Consider the following 16,443-nt stretch of genomic DNA (forward strand, 5'->3'; position numbering starts at 1 on the left):
GTTATCCCCCCATATAGGCAATCGGGTCTGTCGAGCCCGCTTCCTCGAACCCTTTCAAGCGCAGCCGGCAGCTGTCGCATTCGCCGCAAGCTTCGGCCTTCCCGTTGTAGCAGGAAGTCGTCAGCTCGTACGGTACGCCGAGCCTCAGCCCTTCCTCAATAATTTGCGCTTTCGTCCACTCGATCAGCGGCGTTTCAATCGTTATTCCTTTGCCTTCGACGCCGACTTTGGTCGCCAAGGCGATGACTTCCTCGAATTTGCCGATAAACGCCGGACGGCAGTCCGGGTAGCCGCTGTAATCGAGCGCGTTGACGCCGATGTAAATCGCCTCGGAGCCGGTAACTTCGGCATACGAAGTCGCAATCGATAAAAAGAGCAGGTTGCGCCCCGGCACATAAGTGACGGGAATTTCCGGCTGCTCCTGAGCGGAATGCGCCGATTCGCCGGCCGCCGCATGCGGAACGTCAATGGAATCGTCCGTCAAAGCGCTGCCCCCGAAATCTTTCAAAAAATCCAGCTTGATGATTTTGTGCCTCTCGCTGACGCCGTAATGTTCGGCAACCTGCCTCGCATTTTCAAGCTCGATACGGTGTCTTTGCCCGTAATCGAACGTGAGCGGGTAAATCTCGTACCCTTTCGCTTCGGCAATGCCCATGCACGTCGTACTGTCCAGGCCTCCGCTTAAAATGACCACAGCTTTCTTTACCGGCTCGTTCATGCTATCCACTCCGTTTATTTATTGAAATTAAACCCCGCGCATCGCAGGGTCCCAAATGATTTTGTGCAGCTGCATGTTCAGCTTGACGTGCGCAAGCCCGCTTGCGAGCATCAGCTCGACCAGCTTGCGCGGCGGCATCGTCTCCCACACCGGGCTGAACATGGGCAGCGCCGCCGTCGGATGCTTGTCCAGCACCTCTACCGCGGTGCGGAAGTCAAGCTCGCTGCCGATGACGAACTTCAGCTCGTCCTGCTTGCGCAGCAGCCCGAGATTGCCGGCCAGCATCCGGTCCATTTCCCCGGAATCCGGCAGCTTGAAGTCCATGATGTACCGCACCTTCGGCGACTCGATCCGCTCGATGAACATCGCCAGATCGACCGCACCGTTCGTCTCGATGTGCAGGTCGTCGACCTGCTCAAGCGCGGCGAGCGCTTCAACCAGGGCGAGCGACTTCTCGCCGTACAGCAGCGGCTCTCCGCCGGTCAGGCAAATATGCCGCGAGCGGTACGTCCGTACCCGATCGACGATTTCACCGATCGTCATGACGAACTCGGCCTCCGCGGGCGGATAGCTGTACTTCGTATCGCACCACGTACAGCGCAGATTGCAACCAAAAAGACGGACGAAGACCGTCGGAAACCCGGCGCGGGTTCCTTCGCCTTCAACCGTCTCGAAAATTTCCACCATCGGAATACGCGTCTCGCGCATCAGTCTTCCTCCTCCATCATCCCGCGCGTCACCGCCGCGTAACTGGTCGGAGTTTCCCACAGCCGGATCTCCTCCAGCCGGATGGCCGGATACAGCAGCTCCTCAAGCAGCGCTCCATGGATTTGCTCGTACATCCAGACGACCATGTTTTCGGCGGTTGTATTCATCGGCGGCAGCACGTCGTTCAAATACCGGTGATCCAGGCGATCGACAATGCGTTCCTTGGCAATGCGCTTGATATCTCCAAAATCTATGGCGATTCCCCGGCTGTCCACTTTGCCGCTCATGATAACTTGCAGCTTGTACGTGTGGCCGTGCAGATTTTTACATTTTCCCTCATAACAATGCAAATGATGCGCGCTGTCAAACGTAAATTCCTTGGACACCAGTACGGTTTTGCGATGATATTTCAATTGATGCTCTTCGATGTCGCGCCCCAATACCTGTACGTCCTTCGGTATTTCATAGCTCATAGCTTTCACCTCGTGTATGAAAAAACAAGTACTCCCCATTATATCACGGCAAACGTTCTTCTCACAATCGGTTCAAAAAGGTATAATAGGGCAATGCTCATCTTATCCGCTTCAACCGACTATCGTAAAAAAGGAGCTTGAACCCGTGGTGCAACTGCCTGCCGCTTATATAGAACAGATGAAACGCATGCTTGGCAAAGAAGCCGGACTGTTTTTGCAAACGTATGAACAACCGCGAACCCAGGGATTGCGCTTGAACCCGTTGAAGCTTTCGCCGGACAGCGCGGCGGCCGAACGGATTGCCCGCTTGTTTGAATTGGAGCCGGTGCCCTGGTGCGGCACGGGTTATTACTATGACGAACGGTTCCGTCCCGGAAGGCATCCGTGGCATGCGGCCGGACTTTACTATATCCAGGAGCCGTCGGCCATGTCGGCCGTTGAGCTGCTGGCGCCGGAGCCGGGCGATACCGTTCTCGATCTTGCCGCCGCGCCAGGGGGCAAATCGACGCAAATCGCCGGCAAAATGCGCGGCAAAGGGCTGCTCATTGCCAATGAAATCCATCCGGCCAGGGCGAAAATTTTGTCCGAAAACATCGAGCGCATGGGCATCGCAAACGCGGTTGCAACGAATGCCCCGCCGGATCGGCTGGCGCAGCGGTTCCCGGCTTTTTTCGATAAAATTATGCTGGACGCTCCTTGCTCGGGCGAGGGCATGTTCCGCAAAGACCATGACGCGATCGCCGAATGGTCCCCCGATCATGTCGCGATGTGCGCGGCAAGGCAGATGGACATTTTGCCCGATGCCGTCGCGATGCTCAAACCGGGAGGCCTCTTGGCCTATTCGACCTGTACCTTCAATAAGGTAGAAAACGAGCAGACCGTCGAAGCGCTGCTGCGCGAATTCCCGATGCTGGAGCTGATCCGGACAGAACGGATATGGCCGCACAAGCACAAGGGCGAGGGCCACTTTGTCGCGCTGCTGCGCAAAGACGGCGGCAGCCGCAAAGAAGCGCAGGACACGGGACGGCGGCCTAAAAGCAGCGGCAGACCGGACAAAAACGCCGCCGAAGCCATCCGGCAGTTCGCCGGCTTTTGCAAAGATGCGCTGCCGGACTTCCGGCTGGAAGAGGGCGAGCCGCTGCTGTTCGGAGACCAGCTCTATATGCTGCCTTCTGCAGTTGGCTCGGATTTCGGCAGCCGCGATCTGGACGGCCTCAAAGTGCTCAGGCCGGGGCTGCATTTGGGCGAGCTGAAAAAGAACCGCTTCGAACCGTCCCACGCGCTCGCCCTAGCGCTCGATGCCGCGGCTATGGCCACGGCCAAGACGTTTAACGCGTCTGCGGATTCCGAAGATGCCGCAGCTTACTTGCGCGGCGAAGCGCTAACGACCGGCCGGGACGTCAACGGCTGGGTGCTCATGACCGCAGACGGGTTTCCGCTCGGCTGGGGCAAAGAAAGCGGCGGCCAGCTTAAAAACCATTACCCCAAAGGGTTGCGCCGGGGTTGAGGCCAGTCCAGATGGCCGCGTATTTCCTGGATGCGCTCGTTCTCATCGCGCAGGTCGGATTCGATCAGGGCAGTCAGCCGCCCGATCTGATCCACTACCGAATCGGGAAGATCAACCTCTTCCACCGATTTTACTATATAAAGCAAACATTGCAGAGTCTCGTGCATGAGGCTCTTTTTCTTGCCCGTCAGCACAACTTCCGTTAAAAAAACAAGATGGCTCAGTTCCTCCTGGGTCATTTTCATCAGGGACATCCCCTTCCTTGCTCCCATTATCCAACATTTTTTGACAGTCCGAAAGAGCCATTGACATCGGCGGAGATAAAATTTAGAATTACAGTAAAATGTTACTTTCATACTTGCAGTTAAAAGCATGGAAATATGCCAATTTTTCCATGCGAACGCGACTGTATGCTTTACCGCAGCAGACAGCAAACTAAAAAAAAATTTGTGGAGGGATTCTCAAATGAGTCAACAATCCGTACAATCCGAAGTTTTAAAAGTTTTGGCAGAGCGCCACTCGGTTAAGGAATATCAAGCCGGGCACAAAATGCCTAAAGAACATCTGGAGCAGCTGCTGCTGTCCACTTCCCAGGCTCCTTCCTCATGGAACTTGCAGCACTGGAAACTCATCGTAATTGAAGACCAAGCCTACAAAGAAAAGCTGCTTCCGATCGCATACGGCCAAAAGCAAATTGTTGAAAGCTCCGTTGTCATCGCAGTTCTCGGCGATCTGGAAGCGAACAAAAACGTAGAGCCCGTATTCGGTCCGCTCGTAGCTGCCGGCCATATGCCCAAAGAGCTGAAAGATACGCTTGCCGGACAAATCGAAGGCGTGTACCAATCCGCCCAGGTTGCCCGCGACGAAGCGATCCGCAACGCTTCCCTCGCCGCCATGCAGCTGATGATCGCCGCCAAAGCGCTCGGCTACGAAACTTGCCCGATGGGCGGCTACGATCCTGTTCGTTTCGTCAAAGAATTCAACGTGCCTGAGCGTTATGTGCCGGTCATGCTGATCAGCGTAGGCTTGCCTGCGAATCCGGCCAGACCGTCCACAAGACTTCCTTTGGAGCAAATTACCGTATCCAACACGTTTTAATATACCGGACTCGTCCACACAAAAAGGCATGCAACTCCCGGCTGCGGGGGTTCCATGCCTTTGTTCGTTTTAATGCACCTGATCGGACTCAAACAAAATCTCGTCGATCAGCTTGTTTTTGTGCAGCATCGATAAATTGACGGTTTCGTAGTCTTTTTCCTTATCCAGTTCTTCCAGCAGCAAAGTCGCAATCAGCTCCCGGTCGTCGGAATTGCCGGGCTCGCGCAAATCGACGAAGCCTGTCAGTTGACGCTGGCTAATATCTACAGTCGCCGTACCGATGGGGTGATTTCCATAGGACGGCTGATAAATCTCGTAAGTAAGCGTATCTCCGTCGTCTCTGACGAGTACGACCTGATAGTCGTCACGCCCGGGCTGCAGAAAGTCACTGTCTGCGTCCTCTTCCTCATCCAGCAAATCGACATGCGCCAGCTCGATCGTATCGATGGGTTCTCCCTTGTAGTTCATATGAATTACGAACGTATCGGTCAAATCTTCATCAAAATCTTTCACGATCAACTCGGCAGCGCAATCCATTTCCACTTCAAAAGGCTCGAATTGCCACTCGACGGCCCCTACGACATCGGAACCGTAGATATGCACGGAAGCCTCTGCGACAATTTCCGCTTCCTGATCATAAATATGGTAATCCACCCGGTTCCTTCTTTCGCCGACAATCACAAGCTCATACTCCGGGAGCTCGTTCCGGTCCGCCGTCATGCCGACTTCATCGGCACCTTCCGGATCGATATCGTCAAAACGCGATTCGTCCCTGATCCACTCATAGTCCGCTTCGTCGTCGCCGTACAACGACGCATCCGGTTCCCGGTCCGGGTAGGCCGACTGCGCCGCGTGATCGGTAGCGATCACGAAATCGAAATCGCTGTATGTGACGAGCACCTCGCATTGCTTGATCCCCAAAGCGTCAATCAAATACTGCATATGAGATTGCATAAACGCGTAAATCTCCTGCTTGTCCGCTTCCGGCAAGGAATGCCGCTCAAGCTGTATGGAGCCGGACAACCGGTCCGCTTCCCTGTACACCAGCGTTAACGTGCCGACAAACTCCCTGTTACACATAATATCGCAAACTTCGCCGCCTGCCGTTTTGAGATCGGGTCTTAACAAGATATCGGCCATGGGTTCGCCCAGCCTCCTCTACGAATCGTTGTTCATTCATTCGTAGAATGTCCCGCATTTGCCTAAAATATGAATGGTCGGGCAGCGCCCGATGCAATAGGATAAGGCCCCTTTTGAACCCCCAAATACGACAAAAACCCTCAAAAATTGAGGGTTCAACCGCCTGTTCGACCGTCTATAGGGCATATTTTAAAATAGCTTCATGCACGCCGTCCTCGTTATTGGACGCTGTAATCGCGTCGGCGGCGGCTTTGACGTCTTCCGGCGAATTGTCAACCGCAATGCCAAGTCCGGCGTACGCCATCATTTCCAAATCGTTATAATAATTGCCGATCGCCATAATTTCGCCGGAATCGATGGCAAGCGACTCGGCCAGCGCGCGCAGGGCGTTGCCTTTGTTCGCCTCGGCGCTCATCACATCGATAAACAGGTCGCCGCTGCGTATCATCCGCAGATCGCCGTACAGCTTCTGCTCATCCCACTCCCGCTGCACCCGGTCGAGCACTTCCGGCTGGCCGAACAGCGTAAATTTCACGATCGGCAGACCGAGCTCCGCCACATCGGTTACGAGTTTGGGGTTGATCAGAAATTTTTTGTACATCTGCTTCTCGTATTCGCCGATGCGTTCGATGTACATGTTAAAAGGCGTACACACGTCAAAGTGAATGCCTTCCCTTCGGGCGTAATCGAGCATCGGATGTATGGCATCAAGCGAAAACGAGAATTCATGAACCAGCGTCTGGCCCCGCTCGTCCGCATGAACGGTCGCAGCGCCGTTGTGCGTAATCATCGTTCCTTCCAGCCCGAGCTCCTGCAAAATCGGCAGCGTGCTGGCAGGCGCCCTTCCTGTGCAGAGTACAATCTCGCTGCCCGCTTCGTGAATTTCCCTTATCGTTTGCTTCGTTTGTTCGGTCAAAACATACTGATCATTGAGTAAAGTGCCGTCGACGTCCAACGCGATTAATTTGTATTTCACTGTACAACCGCTCTCCTGTTCTCCTCATTTTCGTCATATTGTACCATATGAAATCATGGCCCGGGACCGCTTTACAAGAAAAACAATTCGAAAAACTCCCGCCTGCGGCGATTCGGTCGGCTTGACGCGCGGCATGTCTAAGTGTCTCGCATACCGCTTTCCTGCTCGTGCGCGGAGCGTAAAGCAAGCAGTTCTTCTTCGGTCAGCTCCCTGGACTGGCCCGGCTTCAAAGTCTCGTCGAGCCGAAGCGGCCCCATAGACAAACGTTTCAAATACACGACCGTTTTGCCCACAGACTGGAACATTCGTTTCACTTGATGAAACTTACCTTCCATAATCGTCAGCTCAATCTGCGATGACCGTCCGTCCTGGCGGCTTCCGGCGTCCACAATGTTCAGCACTCCCGGAAGCGTTTCGTAGCCGTCGTCAAGGGTAACGCCTTGCGCGAATGCGTCGATGTCCGCCTGCCCCACGTCCCACTCCACTTTGGCAAAGTACGTTTTGGGCACATGCTTGCGCGGAGACAGCAGGTTATGGGCCAGCTTGCCGTCGTTGGTCAGCAGCAAGAGCCCTTCCGTATCTTTGTCCAGCCGGCCGACGGGGAACACCTCGAAGGAAGCGTACGCATCGTCCAGCAGATCGACCACCGTACGGTCGCGATTGTCCTCCGTGGCGGAGACGACGCCCGGCGGCTTGTTCATCATAACGTATACGAATTGTTTATACATGACCGGCTCGCCGTTTACCGTGACGACATCTTTGTCCGGATGGATCTGCATGCCGCTGTCTTTCACCTTGGCGCCGTTAACGAACACCGCCCCGCTCTTGACAAGGCGTTTCAGTTCGGAACGCGTGCCGATGCCCATATGGGCGAGTATTTTATCGAGCCTTTGCGTTTGTTTCATACGCGATTAAGTCCACCTCCAACCGGGCGGGTATTCGTTTTTGAGCATTCCGTCGTGCCATTTGCCCCAGCCGACGGGAAAGCCGTCTATGCAAACCAGGCAGTAGCCCTTGGCTGCAGGAGTGTCCCCGGGGTCGCGGACGATCTCGTCTTCCGCGACCTCCAGCGTCTCGCCCTTCAAGTACCGAAGGGCGCGCGCATCGTCCGAAGCGAGGCTGATCGCCCGCTTCGCTTCGCTCATGCGCAGTCCCATGGCAAGCGCATGGGACGGTTCGAACCGGCCGCGGTGCAGCGCGCCGATGTACCAGCCCGGCCGCACGACTTTCAGTCCGTGCAGCTCGGGCAGGCCCGCCGGCGGCGCGTACGCGTGCTCGCCGTAGCAGACGAGCCGCCCGGCGGTGAAGGGCTCGCTGCGCAGCAGCTCGCGCGCGAACGCCTGCAGCGGCTCCAGGCTCACGGCCGCGCGCGGCGGTTCTGCGCGGCCCTTGCCCTGGCGCAGCGCCTCGCGGCCGCTGCGCTTTGCAGCCGGTGCCGACTCTGCGCCGGCACCGATCGCGGCATCCGCCGCCGCAGGCCCGGCGGATGCGCCTTCGCGCCGCAGCACCGCGGCGAAGTGGCCCTCGCCCTGCAGGCGATGGGGCCACAGCCGCGCCGTTGCGGCGACGGCTTCGCGGGCGCGCGGCGAGAACGCGCCCGGGTCGGCCCACGGCGCCCGCAGCCAGTCCGGGCGCCCCCGGTCGAACGCTGCGGCGTCGACCACAGCGAAATCCTCTCGCCGGTCGAGAAACGCGGCGATTTGCGCCTCGTTCTCCTCCGGCGAGAACGTGCACGTCGAATAGACCATCGTGCCCCCGGGAGCGAGCATCTGCGCGGCCTGGTCGAGCAGCTCCCGCTGCATGAGGGAGCATTCCGTTACGGAATGGCGCTCCCACTGCGCCGTCATGTCCTCTTCCTTGCGGAACATCCCCTCGCCGGAACACGGGGCATCGATCAAAATTTTATCGAAATAACCGCGAAAAACGGAAATCATCCGCTCCGGCTTCTCGTTCAGCACAACCGCGCCTCTGACGCCGGACAGCTCCAAATTTTTCACTAGCGCTTTAACCCGATCCGAATGGATGTCATTGACGACCAGCACCCCTTCGCCCTGCAGCTTGGCCGCGATTTGAGTCGACTTGCCGCCCGGTGCCGCGCACAGATCCAGCACCCGCTCCCCGGGCTTGACATCCAGCAGTTCAACCGGCGCCATCGCGCTCGGCTCCTGAATATAGTACAGCCCCGCATGATAGTAAGGATGCTTGCCGGGCCGGGCGCCTTCTTCGTAATAAAATCCTTCGGCCGCCCAGGGCACAGGGCTAATCGCAAAAGGGGACTTGCTCTCGAAATCTTGGGCCGCGATCTTGACCGCATTCACGCGGAGGCCGTACGTTCTCGGCCGTTCATAGGAATCCAGAAATGACTCAAATTCATCCCTGCCCAGCAAATCGCTCATCTTGTGTAAAAAACCGGCAGGAAGCTTGCTGCTCATGCTCGTATCGATCCCTTTCCGCAATCATTGTCCTGTAATATATCGGTATTATAGCCGACTTGTCACGAAACAGCCAATTATTTTCTTGAATTGAAGAGGAATTACTATTCTTTTTATAGAAGATGTTAGGAAGTAAATTATTAAAAGAGGTGCATAATGAAAAAGCTGTTCATCTATCTCGGTATCGTCGTTATTTTATTTGGAGGTCTTTACTGGGTCAACCAACAATCCAACAAATCGGCGGATAAAGACTATCCGTACAATCCATACGGAGTTTCAGTCAGCAAACTGCATCCGGAAACCGTCAAACAGCTGAACGATCCGAACTATCAAAACATCATTTTGCCGAAAGACCTGGATCAAAGACTTAAAAACAAGGAAACGTTTTTCCAGTACTATTTCGCCTCGACCTGCCCGCACTGTAAAGTGACGACGCCTGTCCTTGTGCCGATGGAAAAAGAGCTCGGCATCGATGTCAAGCAATTTAATCTGGAAGAGTTTAAAGACGGCTGGCAAAAATACAACATCCAGTCCACTCCTACACTCGTGTATTACAAAAACGGCGTAGAAGTGGCGCGTATGGAAGGCGGCATTCCCGAAGGCGATCCGAATGTCGGGAACAAGCCGGAACAATTCAAAGCATTTTTCGAAAAATACAAAAGCTGATTGACGCAGCAACCCCCTGGCTCCGGTTTCCCGGAATAAAAGCCAGGGGGTTTGTTTCATCCGCCGCCGTTTCGCGCACACTTCCATTGTGTTCGCCCACCGGACTCCTATGATAGTTCCTTTATTTTCTAGATCACTCCAAAGAAAGTCGCGACGCTTTGTTAAGGTCAGAAGAAACGGAATAATTTAGGGGACAGCCGCTTTTTCCCAACTTGTGCCTCTCCCGGAACTGTGCAACTGGGCAGAAAGCAGCTCAATAGAAAAAATGCCTGCGAAAGTGCATGTTTTTTCTGCAAAATCGGCTTATTTTGGCAAAAAACCTGCAAAAGTGCAGGAATTTTCGGCGAAAGTGAATCTGAGTCCATGTGTTCGGTGAAAAGCCTGCACTTTTGCAGGAATTCATCGCAGCCAGCGGTAAAGGACGCAAATTCATGTATTTTTGCAGGTTTTCTTCGTATAGTCAGGCACATTGAGGCTATTTTGTTCATGCCTTCTACTCAGTTCACCCACCGAACCCTAGAGTCTGGCGGGTGGAGTTGCTTTTATGCATACCTAACTGCTTGCGCTAGTGTAGCGCCTGAGTGCAAACATCCAGAACCATCTGGCCAGCCCGAAGAACACGGCCGCTATCCCCAAGCTCAAGCCGGCTTGCAGCCATGTCAGCTTGCCGATTATGGCCGCTGCAGGGTACGTAGTGATGAAGGCGATCGGAAAAATATAGGTGAGCGCGAGCCGCAGCAAACCTTTGTACACCGTAACCGGAAACCGCGCCGTTTCAAACACCGAGCTGAACAGGAACGACAAATTGTCGACTTTCACCGCCCAGAACGAAAATATCATCATGCCCATCCAAAGGGAATAGACGACGACGAGCGACGCAGCGAACACGACCACAAAAATGGCCGTCTGCCCGGCTGTAGGCACGGCGCCCATCCGCCACAGCGCAAACGCGACCAAGCCAAGGCCGAGCACCACATCGGCCAGACGCCAAAACACCAAATGCCTGAAGCTGATATAAAATTGGCTGTCCACAGGCTTGGTCAGGACGAAGTCCAGCGTCCCTTTGCGGATATGGCTCACAAGGCGGGACATATTCGGCTGCAGAAAAAATTCGATAAACCCGTGTATGGCGTTGAAAATGCCCAGCAGCACGAGCACTTCGTAAAATCCCCAGCCGCCGACCTGCTGCGTCCGGTAAAAATAAAGCTGAACCGTCAGCACGGCCATCCCGAGCCAAAAGACGGTACCGAGCAAATTCGCGGCAAAATTGGCCCTGTACTCAAACTCTTCGACGAGGCAGGCCCGTAAAAATTCGCGAAACAGCCGCACATATTTCATCGCTGTCCTCTGACCTCCTTCAATGCGCCTATTTGTAACCGTCCGACTGTCCGACTATCCGCCTACGGCTCCGTACTTCCGCAATCCGCGCTTCCATTCCCAGCGGTAGACGGCAGCGAGCACAACGAGCCACGCAAGTTGAATCGCAAATTGCTGGAATACGGCGGCGGAGCCTGCTTCCAGCTTGCCTGTCAACAGTTCGACGGGAAAACCGACCGTTCCGTAAAAAGGCAGCCATGAAGCGGCTTCTTCGATCCAGGACGGGAACATGGTAAGCGGGGCAAGCCGTCCCGCCAGAAACAAGTGGATGCCCTCAAACAGCGCGTAAATCGCCGTCGCCCGATTCGTCCAGAACGCGAGCAGCCCGAATTCAAACCCGATCAGGAAGCGCAGCGCCGAGGAAAGCAGGATCGCCAGCGCCGTGAGCAGGTAAGTTGCCGGAGTGCCGTCCGGCCTGAGCACAGGAAACAGCCAAGCCAAAACAATCCAGGCGGGGATGAGGAAAACGGCAAAAAACAGCTTATACACGAGATTTTGCGCAATGCTCCAATGAATCGGATGAAACGGCCGGACGAGTTTGGAAGACAAGGAACCGTCCTGTATACTCGCATCCAGCTCCCATACGTCCCATGTGCTGGTCAACCGGTCAACGAGCAGCACGCCGAGAAAATACACGATATAATCGTGGGCGTCGTAGCCGGCGACAGACCCGCTGCCGCTGATGGAAAGCCAGACCGCTAGACTGACCAGCGGCTGAACGAACGCTCCGACCATCCAGATGACGCTTTCGCTCCGGTAGGCGAACATGACCGCCCATTCCATCTTCAGCAGCACTTTATATTTGCTCCAAAACAGCCGTACAGCGTTCATCGCGCCCCACCGTCTTCTTCCGCTTCCGGCTCCGCTCCCGCTTCGAAAGCTTGCGAAATGACCGATTCCATCGACGGGTCCTCAATCGTCAGGTCAAGCACCTCAAAGTGCGTCAACAGATGTGCGGACAGCTCCGACACCTGCTCGCGGGGCACCTCCAATTCGGCTTTCGGAAAATCGTATGTAACGAGCCTGCCGCCCGAACGCTGCGCGGCATCGTCGATGTCCGGCCGCTGAACATGCCGGGCGAACTGCAATTGTATGCGCTTGTTCGGCGCATATTTGTCGATCAATCGGGCGATAGCTCCGTCGTAAAGCAGCCTGCCCCGGCCAATGACGAGCACGCGTTCGCAAAGCGCAGTCACGTCGGCCATGTAGTGGCTGGTCAGCAAAATCGTCGCTTTGTACTTGCTGTTGTAATCCTGGATGAAGCGGCGCATCACTTCCTGCATATTGACGTCGAGCCCGATCGTCGGCTCATCCAAAAAAACGATGCGCGGGCGATGCAGCAGAGCCGCAGCCAGCTCACATTTCATCCGCTCGCCGAGCGACAGCTGTCTCACCGGCTTGCGGATCACATCCTGGAGCTCAAGCAGCTGCACCAGGTCATCCAGCGTTTCCCGATATTCCTGCTCGGGAATTTCGTAGATCACTTTGTTGACCAAAAACGTTTCCGCCGCCGGAACGTCCCAAATCAGCTGGCTCTTTTGCCCCATGACCAGGCTGATCTGCTTTTTGAATTCCTTTTTGTGTTCAAAAGGAACGAAGCCGCCCACCTTCACGTCGCCGCCGGAAGGGTGGAGCAAGCCTGCCAGCACCTTCATCGTCGTCGTTTTCCCCGCCCCGTTCGGCCCCAGGAAGGCTACGATCTCTCCTTCCGGAATGTGGAACGATACGTCGTCAACCGCCTTGACTGTCCGGAATTTGCGGTTAAATAAGCTTTTGAGGGACGCCGCAAAACCCGGCTCCCGCTCATGCACCTGATAATGCTTGCTCAGCCGGTGCACCTCAATCATCAAATCATCCCTCCTCGCCCGGAATAGGCGGATTTCGTTTCAGTTCCTCCAGCAGCTCCTGAAGACGCTCATCGACGATGCGAATGTCCAGATCATAAGGCTCGAAAGGTTCCTCCCGGATATGCAGCAGCTTGGCCAGATACGTATGGCTGTCGCTTCTCAACCGCTGCAGATCGATGCCCAGGCTGTGTGCCGGGTAAGTTTCCAACTTATCCAGCCCGGCGGTGAACAGCTTGATGGAACCGCTTACGTTTCCGTTCGCATGATGATAGAGGCCTACCGCAATTTGCAGCAGACCTTGATAAAGAGGATTTCGGCCTTCTTCCAGCCAAAGCTCCTCCATAACCTCATGGCATTCAAAATAGTCCCGGGCTTCGTTAAAGTAGTACAAATATTGTACATATAAACGGTCGTAATGATTCATCGTATCAGGAATACTCCCCTTTTTTGGCTCTTGCGATGGCTGCCTCAAGTTCCGCCGACAGATCGCTTAAACGCCATACGTCCTCGTTTTCCCAAATTTCGTTGAAACGCAGCTGGAATTGCGCGGCTTCGCGGACCCGGTGATAAAAGTAAAGCTCCTGGATATGATTCAACACTTTGTTGACCAAGTTGGAATTATCCTCGAACATCAGCTGGGCTTCCACGATTTCATCGCGGATCAGGGACATTTCCCGATCCAGCAGGTATGCCGCCTCGGCGGCTTTGCTCAGACGGTTTCTGACATCCTCCGGCAGCGTTTCTTTATATTTATAATTGAGCGAATGCTCGATAGTCGCCCAAAAGTTCATCGCCAATGTGCGAATTTGCACCTCGGCGAGCACTCTCTTCATCCCCAACGCCGTTTGCACCGGATATTCGATAATAATATGAAAGCTTCTGTAGCCGCTTGGCTTTTTGTTCGTTATATAGTCTTTCTCGTACACGACAGACATATCCTGCCGGGCCCGAATCAAATCCGCCAACCGTTCGATGTCCTCCACGAATTGGCACATAATCCGAATGCCTGCGATATCTTCAATCCCGGATTCCAACTGATCCATGGACACATTCAGCCGTTTGGCTTTCTCCAAAATGCTCGATATTTTTTTGACGCGCCCGGTCACGAATTCGATGGGAGAATATTCTTCTCTGCTTTTGAGCTCGCCACGGAGCGTCTTGAATTTAACTTTCAACTCTTCCACCGATTGTTCGTAGGGGAGTAGAAATTTTTTCCAGTCTCGTCCATCCATCATACACTGCCCTCCATTCGTGATGAAGTCACTTATGATCCGCGCCTATTGCCTGGGAAATATGTGTGAATCCGTCCTTCTTAAGAAGTGCCTGCAGCCCTGTATTCAGACGGCTCAACAAACCCGGACCTTCATATATCATCGCGGTGTACACTTCCACGAGGCTGGCTCCGGCCCGTATTTTGTCATATGCATCCTGTGCGGAAAAAATTCCCCCGGAGCCGATGATCGGCAGCTGGCCCTCCGTCAGCCGGTATACGCGGCGCACCACCTCGGTCGAGCGTTCGGTTAACGGCTTGCCGCTCAAGCCGCCGGACTCCAAACGTTTCGGATGGTTCGTCCCCGCTCTGCTCAGCGTCGTATTCGTCGCGATAATTCCGGATACTCCGCTGTCCCGGATCGTTTTTACTGTAAGCTCCAGTTCGTCGTCCGAAAGATCCGGAGCAATTTTGACCAATACAGGTTTGCCCGGATGGCGGTGCTTTTCCTGCTGCATCTGCATCTCATCGGTAACCGCATCCAGCAGCCTGCATAAATCGTTCCCATGCTGTAAATTACGCAAATCCGGCGTGTTTGGTGAGCTGATGTTCACCACAAAAAAATCGCCGTAAGGATACAGCGCCCGGATGCACGTCCGATAATCGTCCTCGGCATGCTCGTTGGGCGTTGTTTTGTTTTTGCCGATATTAATAGCTACCGGAATATCCCTTTTTCCCGCTTTCTGCAAGTTGCGGGCCATTTCTTCCACGCCGACATTGTTGAAGCCCATCCGGTTGATCAGCGCATAATCCGCCGGCAGACGGAACAAACGCGGCTGCTCGTTGCCCGGCTGCGGCTTCGGCGTAATTGTGCCTACTTCCATAAAGCCGAAGCCAAGCTGGGAAAATCCTTTTACAGCCTTGGCATTTTTATCCAGACCTGCAGCCAGCCCGACGGGATTCGGAAAGTCGATCCCCCACAAATTTTGCGCCATCTGCGGCGCATAGCCGACGCCCCATACGGCCTTCAGCATCTGCTTGCCGCCGGGAAAAGCGCCTACCCCGCTTAAACCGTTAATGATCAGGTGATGCGCACTTTCCGGGTCCATCCGGAACAAAATCGGTTTGCCTAACGCTCGATACAACATGTCCATACACTCCGTTCTCCAATGACTCTAACAGTCAGTTTATCCGACAATGTCCATTTATGCAATCAACAGAACGGTTACAAAACCGTTTCTCGGGCCAATTTATGTTCACAAACAAAAATTCCCCGCAGCCGCACAATCTGCAAGGAACCTCATTTTACTCAAACTATAGCGCTAACCTAAAACTTTCATATTCAAAGAATCGGGATTTTTGTGATAAAATAGGCATACGCTCAAAATCCAGAAGAAACGGGTGATCGCATGTCAAAAAGAAAAACCGCTTATGCCGGACGGAAAGCCAAAGACGAGGTGAACAAAAAAGCCATCATTTGGACAGGCTCTATCCTGCTCGCTGTTATTATAGCAATGACGGTGCTGCTTATTGTAAACAAATAAGCCGTTCGTTCGCTTATATCGATCCATTGATGCCTCACTTTTTGCAATCGCTTACTCAAGCTCTGCGGCAGAAGGTCCCTCTTTCGGAACTTCTGTCTGTTTGATTTGCCGGCAAGCCGATTAATCCAGCCATTTGTACTTTTTATTCGGATTGGAGTCATTCGTCTGCAGCGGGACACCGAACGCTTTGCCGGGGTTCCCTCTTCCCGCTCCGCCCCCTGAGCCATCGTTCACGGAGCCGGGGGTATCGTCCGGGAGCAGCCCTTTTCCGATCGTTACTTTGGTTTGCTGCGGCGCCATATCGTACAGTTCCTCCACATCCGCCTGCAGCATTCTCACGCAGCCGTGCGATTCGTCCTTCCCGACGCTGGACGGCTTGTTCGTGCCGTGAATCGCATACAGCGTATCGGAGAGGGTCATTCCTCTGCTGCCGAATTCTCCGTTCGATCTCCCGTTGGGATTGCGCACTTTTTCACTGATGACGAACTCGCCTTCCGGCGTTTTGTCGCCACCGAGCCCTACCGGGTAGCTGCGAAGTATGTAATTCCCGCTAACCAGCGCCAGGCGGTGTTTGTCCGTGTCGATCACGATGCTCACCGGCTCTTGAAGCGGCGAAGTGGACGCTTGCTCAAGCGGCGTGCCGGCCGGACTTTGAGACGGAGCGGCGGTTGGAGTCGCGGCAGGCTCCACGGGCACCTGCTTCTCAGGCTCGCTCCCGGAGGGCTTCGCGCCGGCGCCGGCGCCGGC

Annotated in this window: 20 protein-coding genes; 4 read left to right on the top strand and 16 right to left on the bottom strand. The window is 54.7% G+C overall.

Features of this window, described 5'->3' with window-relative positions; genetic code table 11:
* Position 1: 1 nt before the first annotated feature.
* Genes queC through queD form a run of 3 tightly spaced genes read right to left on the bottom strand, consistent with a single transcriptional unit; the run spans position 2 to position 1,899 of the window.
* Positions 2 to 718: a 7-cyano-7-deazaguanine synthase QueC gene (queC, locus tag AC0LWT_RS01275; protein WP_474679399.1), complete on the bottom strand. Its 717-nt coding sequence runs from the start codon at positions 716 to 718 to the stop codon at positions 2 to 4.
* 27 nt (positions 719 to 745) lie between these two features.
* Positions 746 to 1,426: a 7-carboxy-7-deazaguanine synthase QueE gene (locus AC0LWT_RS01280; protein WP_474679400.1), complete on the bottom strand. Its 681-nt coding sequence runs from the start codon at positions 1,424 to 1,426 to the stop codon at positions 746 to 748.
* On the bottom strand, positions 1,426 to 1,899 hold the full coding sequence (queD, locus tag AC0LWT_RS01285; RefSeq protein WP_474679401.1) for a 6-carboxytetrahydropterin synthase QueD: 474 nt from the start codon (positions 1,897 to 1,899) through the stop codon (positions 1,426 to 1,428). Before queD ends, AC0LWT_RS01280 begins: the two co-directional genes overlap by 1 nt.
* A gap of 145 nt (positions 1,900 to 2,044) precedes the next feature.
* Here queD and AC0LWT_RS01290 point away from each other — a divergent pair, with 145 nt between their 5' ends.
* Entirely contained in the window at positions 2,045 to 3,406 is a 1,362-nt protein-coding gene (locus AC0LWT_RS01290) for an RsmB/NOP family class I SAM-dependent RNA methyltransferase (RefSeq protein ID WP_474679402.1), read from the top strand.
* Here AC0LWT_RS01290 and AC0LWT_RS01295 read toward each other — a convergent pair.
* Positions 3,379 to 3,651, bottom strand: coding sequence for a hypothetical protein (locus AC0LWT_RS01295; RefSeq protein WP_474679403.1), 273 nt, complete (start codon positions 3,649 to 3,651; stop codon positions 3,379 to 3,381). The genes AC0LWT_RS01290 and AC0LWT_RS01295 overlap by 28 nt on opposite strands.
* A gap of 220 nt (positions 3,652 to 3,871) precedes the next feature.
* Here AC0LWT_RS01295 and AC0LWT_RS01300 point away from each other — a divergent pair, with 220 nt between their 5' ends.
* Positions 3,872 to 4,504 (top strand): nitroreductase family protein, encoded by a 633-nt coding sequence (locus AC0LWT_RS01300; RefSeq protein WP_474679404.1) that lies wholly within the window; start codon positions 3,872 to 3,874, stop codon positions 4,502 to 4,504.
* A gap of 69 nt (positions 4,505 to 4,573) precedes the next feature.
* Here AC0LWT_RS01300 and AC0LWT_RS01305 read toward each other — a convergent pair whose 3' ends face one another.
* From AC0LWT_RS01305 to AC0LWT_RS01320, 4 genes are all read right to left on the bottom strand, one after another.
* On the bottom strand, positions 4,574 to 5,644 hold the full coding sequence (locus AC0LWT_RS01305; protein ID WP_474679405.1) for a hypothetical protein: 1,071 nt from the start codon (positions 5,642 to 5,644) through the stop codon (positions 4,574 to 4,576).
* A 175-nt stretch (positions 5,645 to 5,819) separates the two neighbouring features.
* Positions 5,820 to 6,620, bottom strand: coding sequence for a Cof-type HAD-IIB family hydrolase (locus AC0LWT_RS01310; protein ID WP_474679406.1), 801 nt, complete (start codon positions 6,618 to 6,620; stop codon positions 5,820 to 5,822).
* Positions 6,621 to 6,757: 137 nt separating this feature from the next.
* Positions 6,758 to 7,525, bottom strand: coding sequence for a pseudouridine synthase (locus tag AC0LWT_RS01315; RefSeq protein WP_474679407.1), 768 nt, complete (start codon positions 7,523 to 7,525; stop codon positions 6,758 to 6,760).
* Positions 7,526 to 7,531: 6 nt separating this feature from the next.
* A complete protein-coding gene (locus AC0LWT_RS01320) occupies positions 7,532 to 9,052 on the bottom strand; it encodes an RsmF rRNA methyltransferase first C-terminal domain-containing protein (RefSeq protein ID WP_474679408.1) in 1,521 nt (506 codons plus the stop codon).
* Between the two features lie 156 nt (positions 9,053 to 9,208).
* Between AC0LWT_RS01320 and AC0LWT_RS01325 the strand changes: the two genes are divergently transcribed.
* Complete coding sequence (locus AC0LWT_RS01325; protein WP_474679409.1) at positions 9,209 to 9,718, top strand: thioredoxin family protein; 510 nt, start codon at positions 9,209 to 9,211, stop codon at positions 9,716 to 9,718.
* A gap of 167 nt (positions 9,719 to 9,885) precedes the next feature.
* Here AC0LWT_RS01325 and AC0LWT_RS01330 read toward each other — a convergent pair whose 3' ends face one another.
* From AC0LWT_RS01330 to AC0LWT_RS01360, 7 genes are all read right to left on the bottom strand, one after another.
* A complete protein-coding gene (locus AC0LWT_RS01330; protein ID WP_474679410.1) occupies positions 9,886 to 10,206 on the bottom strand; it encodes a hypothetical protein in 321 nt (106 codons plus the stop codon).
* 64 nt (positions 10,207 to 10,270) lie between these two features.
* A complete protein-coding gene (locus tag AC0LWT_RS01335; RefSeq protein ID WP_474679411.1) occupies positions 10,271 to 11,056 on the bottom strand; it encodes an ABC transporter permease in 786 nt (261 codons plus the stop codon).
* Positions 11,057 to 11,110: 54 nt separating this feature from the next.
* Positions 11,111 to 11,926, bottom strand: a complete 816-nt coding sequence (locus tag AC0LWT_RS01340) for an ABC transporter permease (RefSeq protein ID WP_474679412.1) — start codon at positions 11,924 to 11,926, stop codon at positions 11,111 to 11,113.
* Positions 11,923 to 12,942 carry an ABC transporter ATP-binding protein gene (locus tag AC0LWT_RS01345; RefSeq protein ID WP_474679413.1) on the bottom strand — a complete coding sequence of 340 codons (1,020 nt, stop codon included), beginning with the start codon at positions 12,940 to 12,942 and terminating at the stop codon, positions 11,923 to 11,925. Before AC0LWT_RS01345 ends, AC0LWT_RS01340 begins: the two co-directional genes overlap by 4 nt.
* 4 nt (positions 12,943 to 12,946) lie before the next feature.
* Positions 12,947 to 13,366 carry a DUF309 domain-containing protein gene (locus AC0LWT_RS01350; protein WP_474679414.1) on the bottom strand — a complete coding sequence of 140 codons (420 nt, stop codon included), beginning with the start codon at positions 13,364 to 13,366 and terminating at the stop codon, positions 12,947 to 12,949.
* A 4-nt stretch (positions 13,367 to 13,370) separates the two neighbouring features.
* The gene (yjbM, locus tag AC0LWT_RS01355) at positions 13,371 to 14,174 is read right to left on the bottom strand and encodes a GTP diphosphokinase (RefSeq protein ID WP_474679836.1); all 804 of its coding nucleotides are present in this window, start codon (positions 14,172 to 14,174) and stop codon (positions 13,371 to 13,373) included.
* Between the two features lie 28 nt (positions 14,175 to 14,202).
* Entirely contained in the window at positions 14,203 to 15,300 is a 1,098-nt protein-coding gene (locus AC0LWT_RS01360; RefSeq protein WP_474679837.1) for a quinone-dependent dihydroorotate dehydrogenase, read from the bottom strand.
* A gap of 261 nt (positions 15,301 to 15,561) precedes the next feature.
* On the opposite strand from AC0LWT_RS01360, the gene AC0LWT_RS01365 reads away from it, so the two are divergent.
* A complete protein-coding gene (locus AC0LWT_RS01365; protein ID WP_474679415.1) occupies positions 15,562 to 15,696 on the top strand; it encodes a hypothetical protein in 135 nt (44 codons plus the stop codon).
* A 120-nt stretch (positions 15,697 to 15,816) separates the two neighbouring features.
* Here AC0LWT_RS01365 and AC0LWT_RS01370 read toward each other — a convergent pair.
* A partial coding sequence (locus AC0LWT_RS01370) for a L,D-transpeptidase (protein WP_474679416.1) occupies positions 15,817 to 16,443 on the bottom strand: 627 nt, incomplete at its 5' end.

The sequence above is a fragment of the Paenibacillus sp. sgz302164 genome (genome assembly GCF_056120505.1).

Excerpts from the sequence above, each read along its gene's own strand:
- queD (WP_474679401.1), bottom strand. The coding sequence starts at position 1,899 with ATGAGCTATGAAATACCGAAGGACGTACAGGTATTGGGGCGCGACATC.
- AC0LWT_RS01315 (WP_474679407.1), bottom strand. The coding sequence starts at position 7,525 with ATGAAACAAACGCAAAGGCTCGATAAAATACTCGCCCATATGGGCATC.
- AC0LWT_RS01360 (WP_474679837.1), bottom strand. The coding sequence starts at position 15,300 with ATGTTGTATCGAGCGTTAGGCAAACCGATTTTGTTCCGGATGGACCCG.
- AC0LWT_RS01345 (WP_474679413.1), bottom strand. The coding sequence starts at position 12,942 with ATGATTGAGGTGCACCGGCTGAGCAAGCATTATCAGGTGCATGAGCGG.
- queC (WP_474679399.1), bottom strand. The coding sequence starts at position 718 with ATGAACGAGCCGGTAAAGAAAGCTGTGGTCATTTTAAGCGGAGGCCTG.
- AC0LWT_RS01325 (WP_474679409.1), top strand. The coding sequence starts at position 9,209 with ATGAAAAAGCTGTTCATCTATCTCGGTATCGTCGTTATTTTATTTGGA.
- AC0LWT_RS01350 (WP_474679414.1), bottom strand. The coding sequence starts at position 13,366 with ATGAATCATTACGACCGTTTATATGTACAATATTTGTACTACTTTAAC.
- yjbM (WP_474679836.1), bottom strand. The coding sequence starts at position 14,174 with ATGGATGGACGAGACTGGAAAAAATTTCTACTCCCCTACGAACAATCG.
- AC0LWT_RS01320 (WP_474679408.1), bottom strand. The coding sequence starts at position 9,052 with ATGAGCAGCAAGCTTCCTGCCGGTTTTTTACACAAGATGAGCGATTTG.
- AC0LWT_RS01340 (WP_474679412.1), bottom strand. The coding sequence starts at position 11,926 with ATGAACGCTGTACGGCTGTTTTGGAGCAAATATAAAGTGCTGCTGAAG.
- AC0LWT_RS01295 (WP_474679403.1), bottom strand. The coding sequence starts at position 3,651 with ATGAAAATGACCCAGGAGGAACTGAGCCATCTTGTTTTTTTAACGGAA.
- AC0LWT_RS01280 (WP_474679400.1), bottom strand. The coding sequence starts at position 1,426 with ATGCGCGAGACGCGTATTCCGATGGTGGAAATTTTCGAGACGGTTGAA.
- AC0LWT_RS01365 (WP_474679415.1), top strand. The coding sequence starts at position 15,562 with ATGTCAAAAAGAAAAACCGCTTATGCCGGACGGAAAGCCAAAGACGAG.
- AC0LWT_RS01305 (WP_474679405.1), bottom strand. The coding sequence starts at position 5,644 with ATGGCCGATATCTTGTTAAGACCCGATCTCAAAACGGCAGGCGGCGAA.
- AC0LWT_RS01300 (WP_474679404.1), top strand. The coding sequence starts at position 3,872 with ATGAGTCAACAATCCGTACAATCCGAAGTTTTAAAAGTTTTGGCAGAG.
- AC0LWT_RS01330 (WP_474679410.1), bottom strand. The coding sequence starts at position 10,206 with ATGAACAAAATAGCCTCAATGTGCCTGACTATACGAAGAAAACCTGCA.
- AC0LWT_RS01335 (WP_474679411.1), bottom strand. The coding sequence starts at position 11,056 with ATGAAATATGTGCGGCTGTTTCGCGAATTTTTACGGGCCTGCCTCGTC.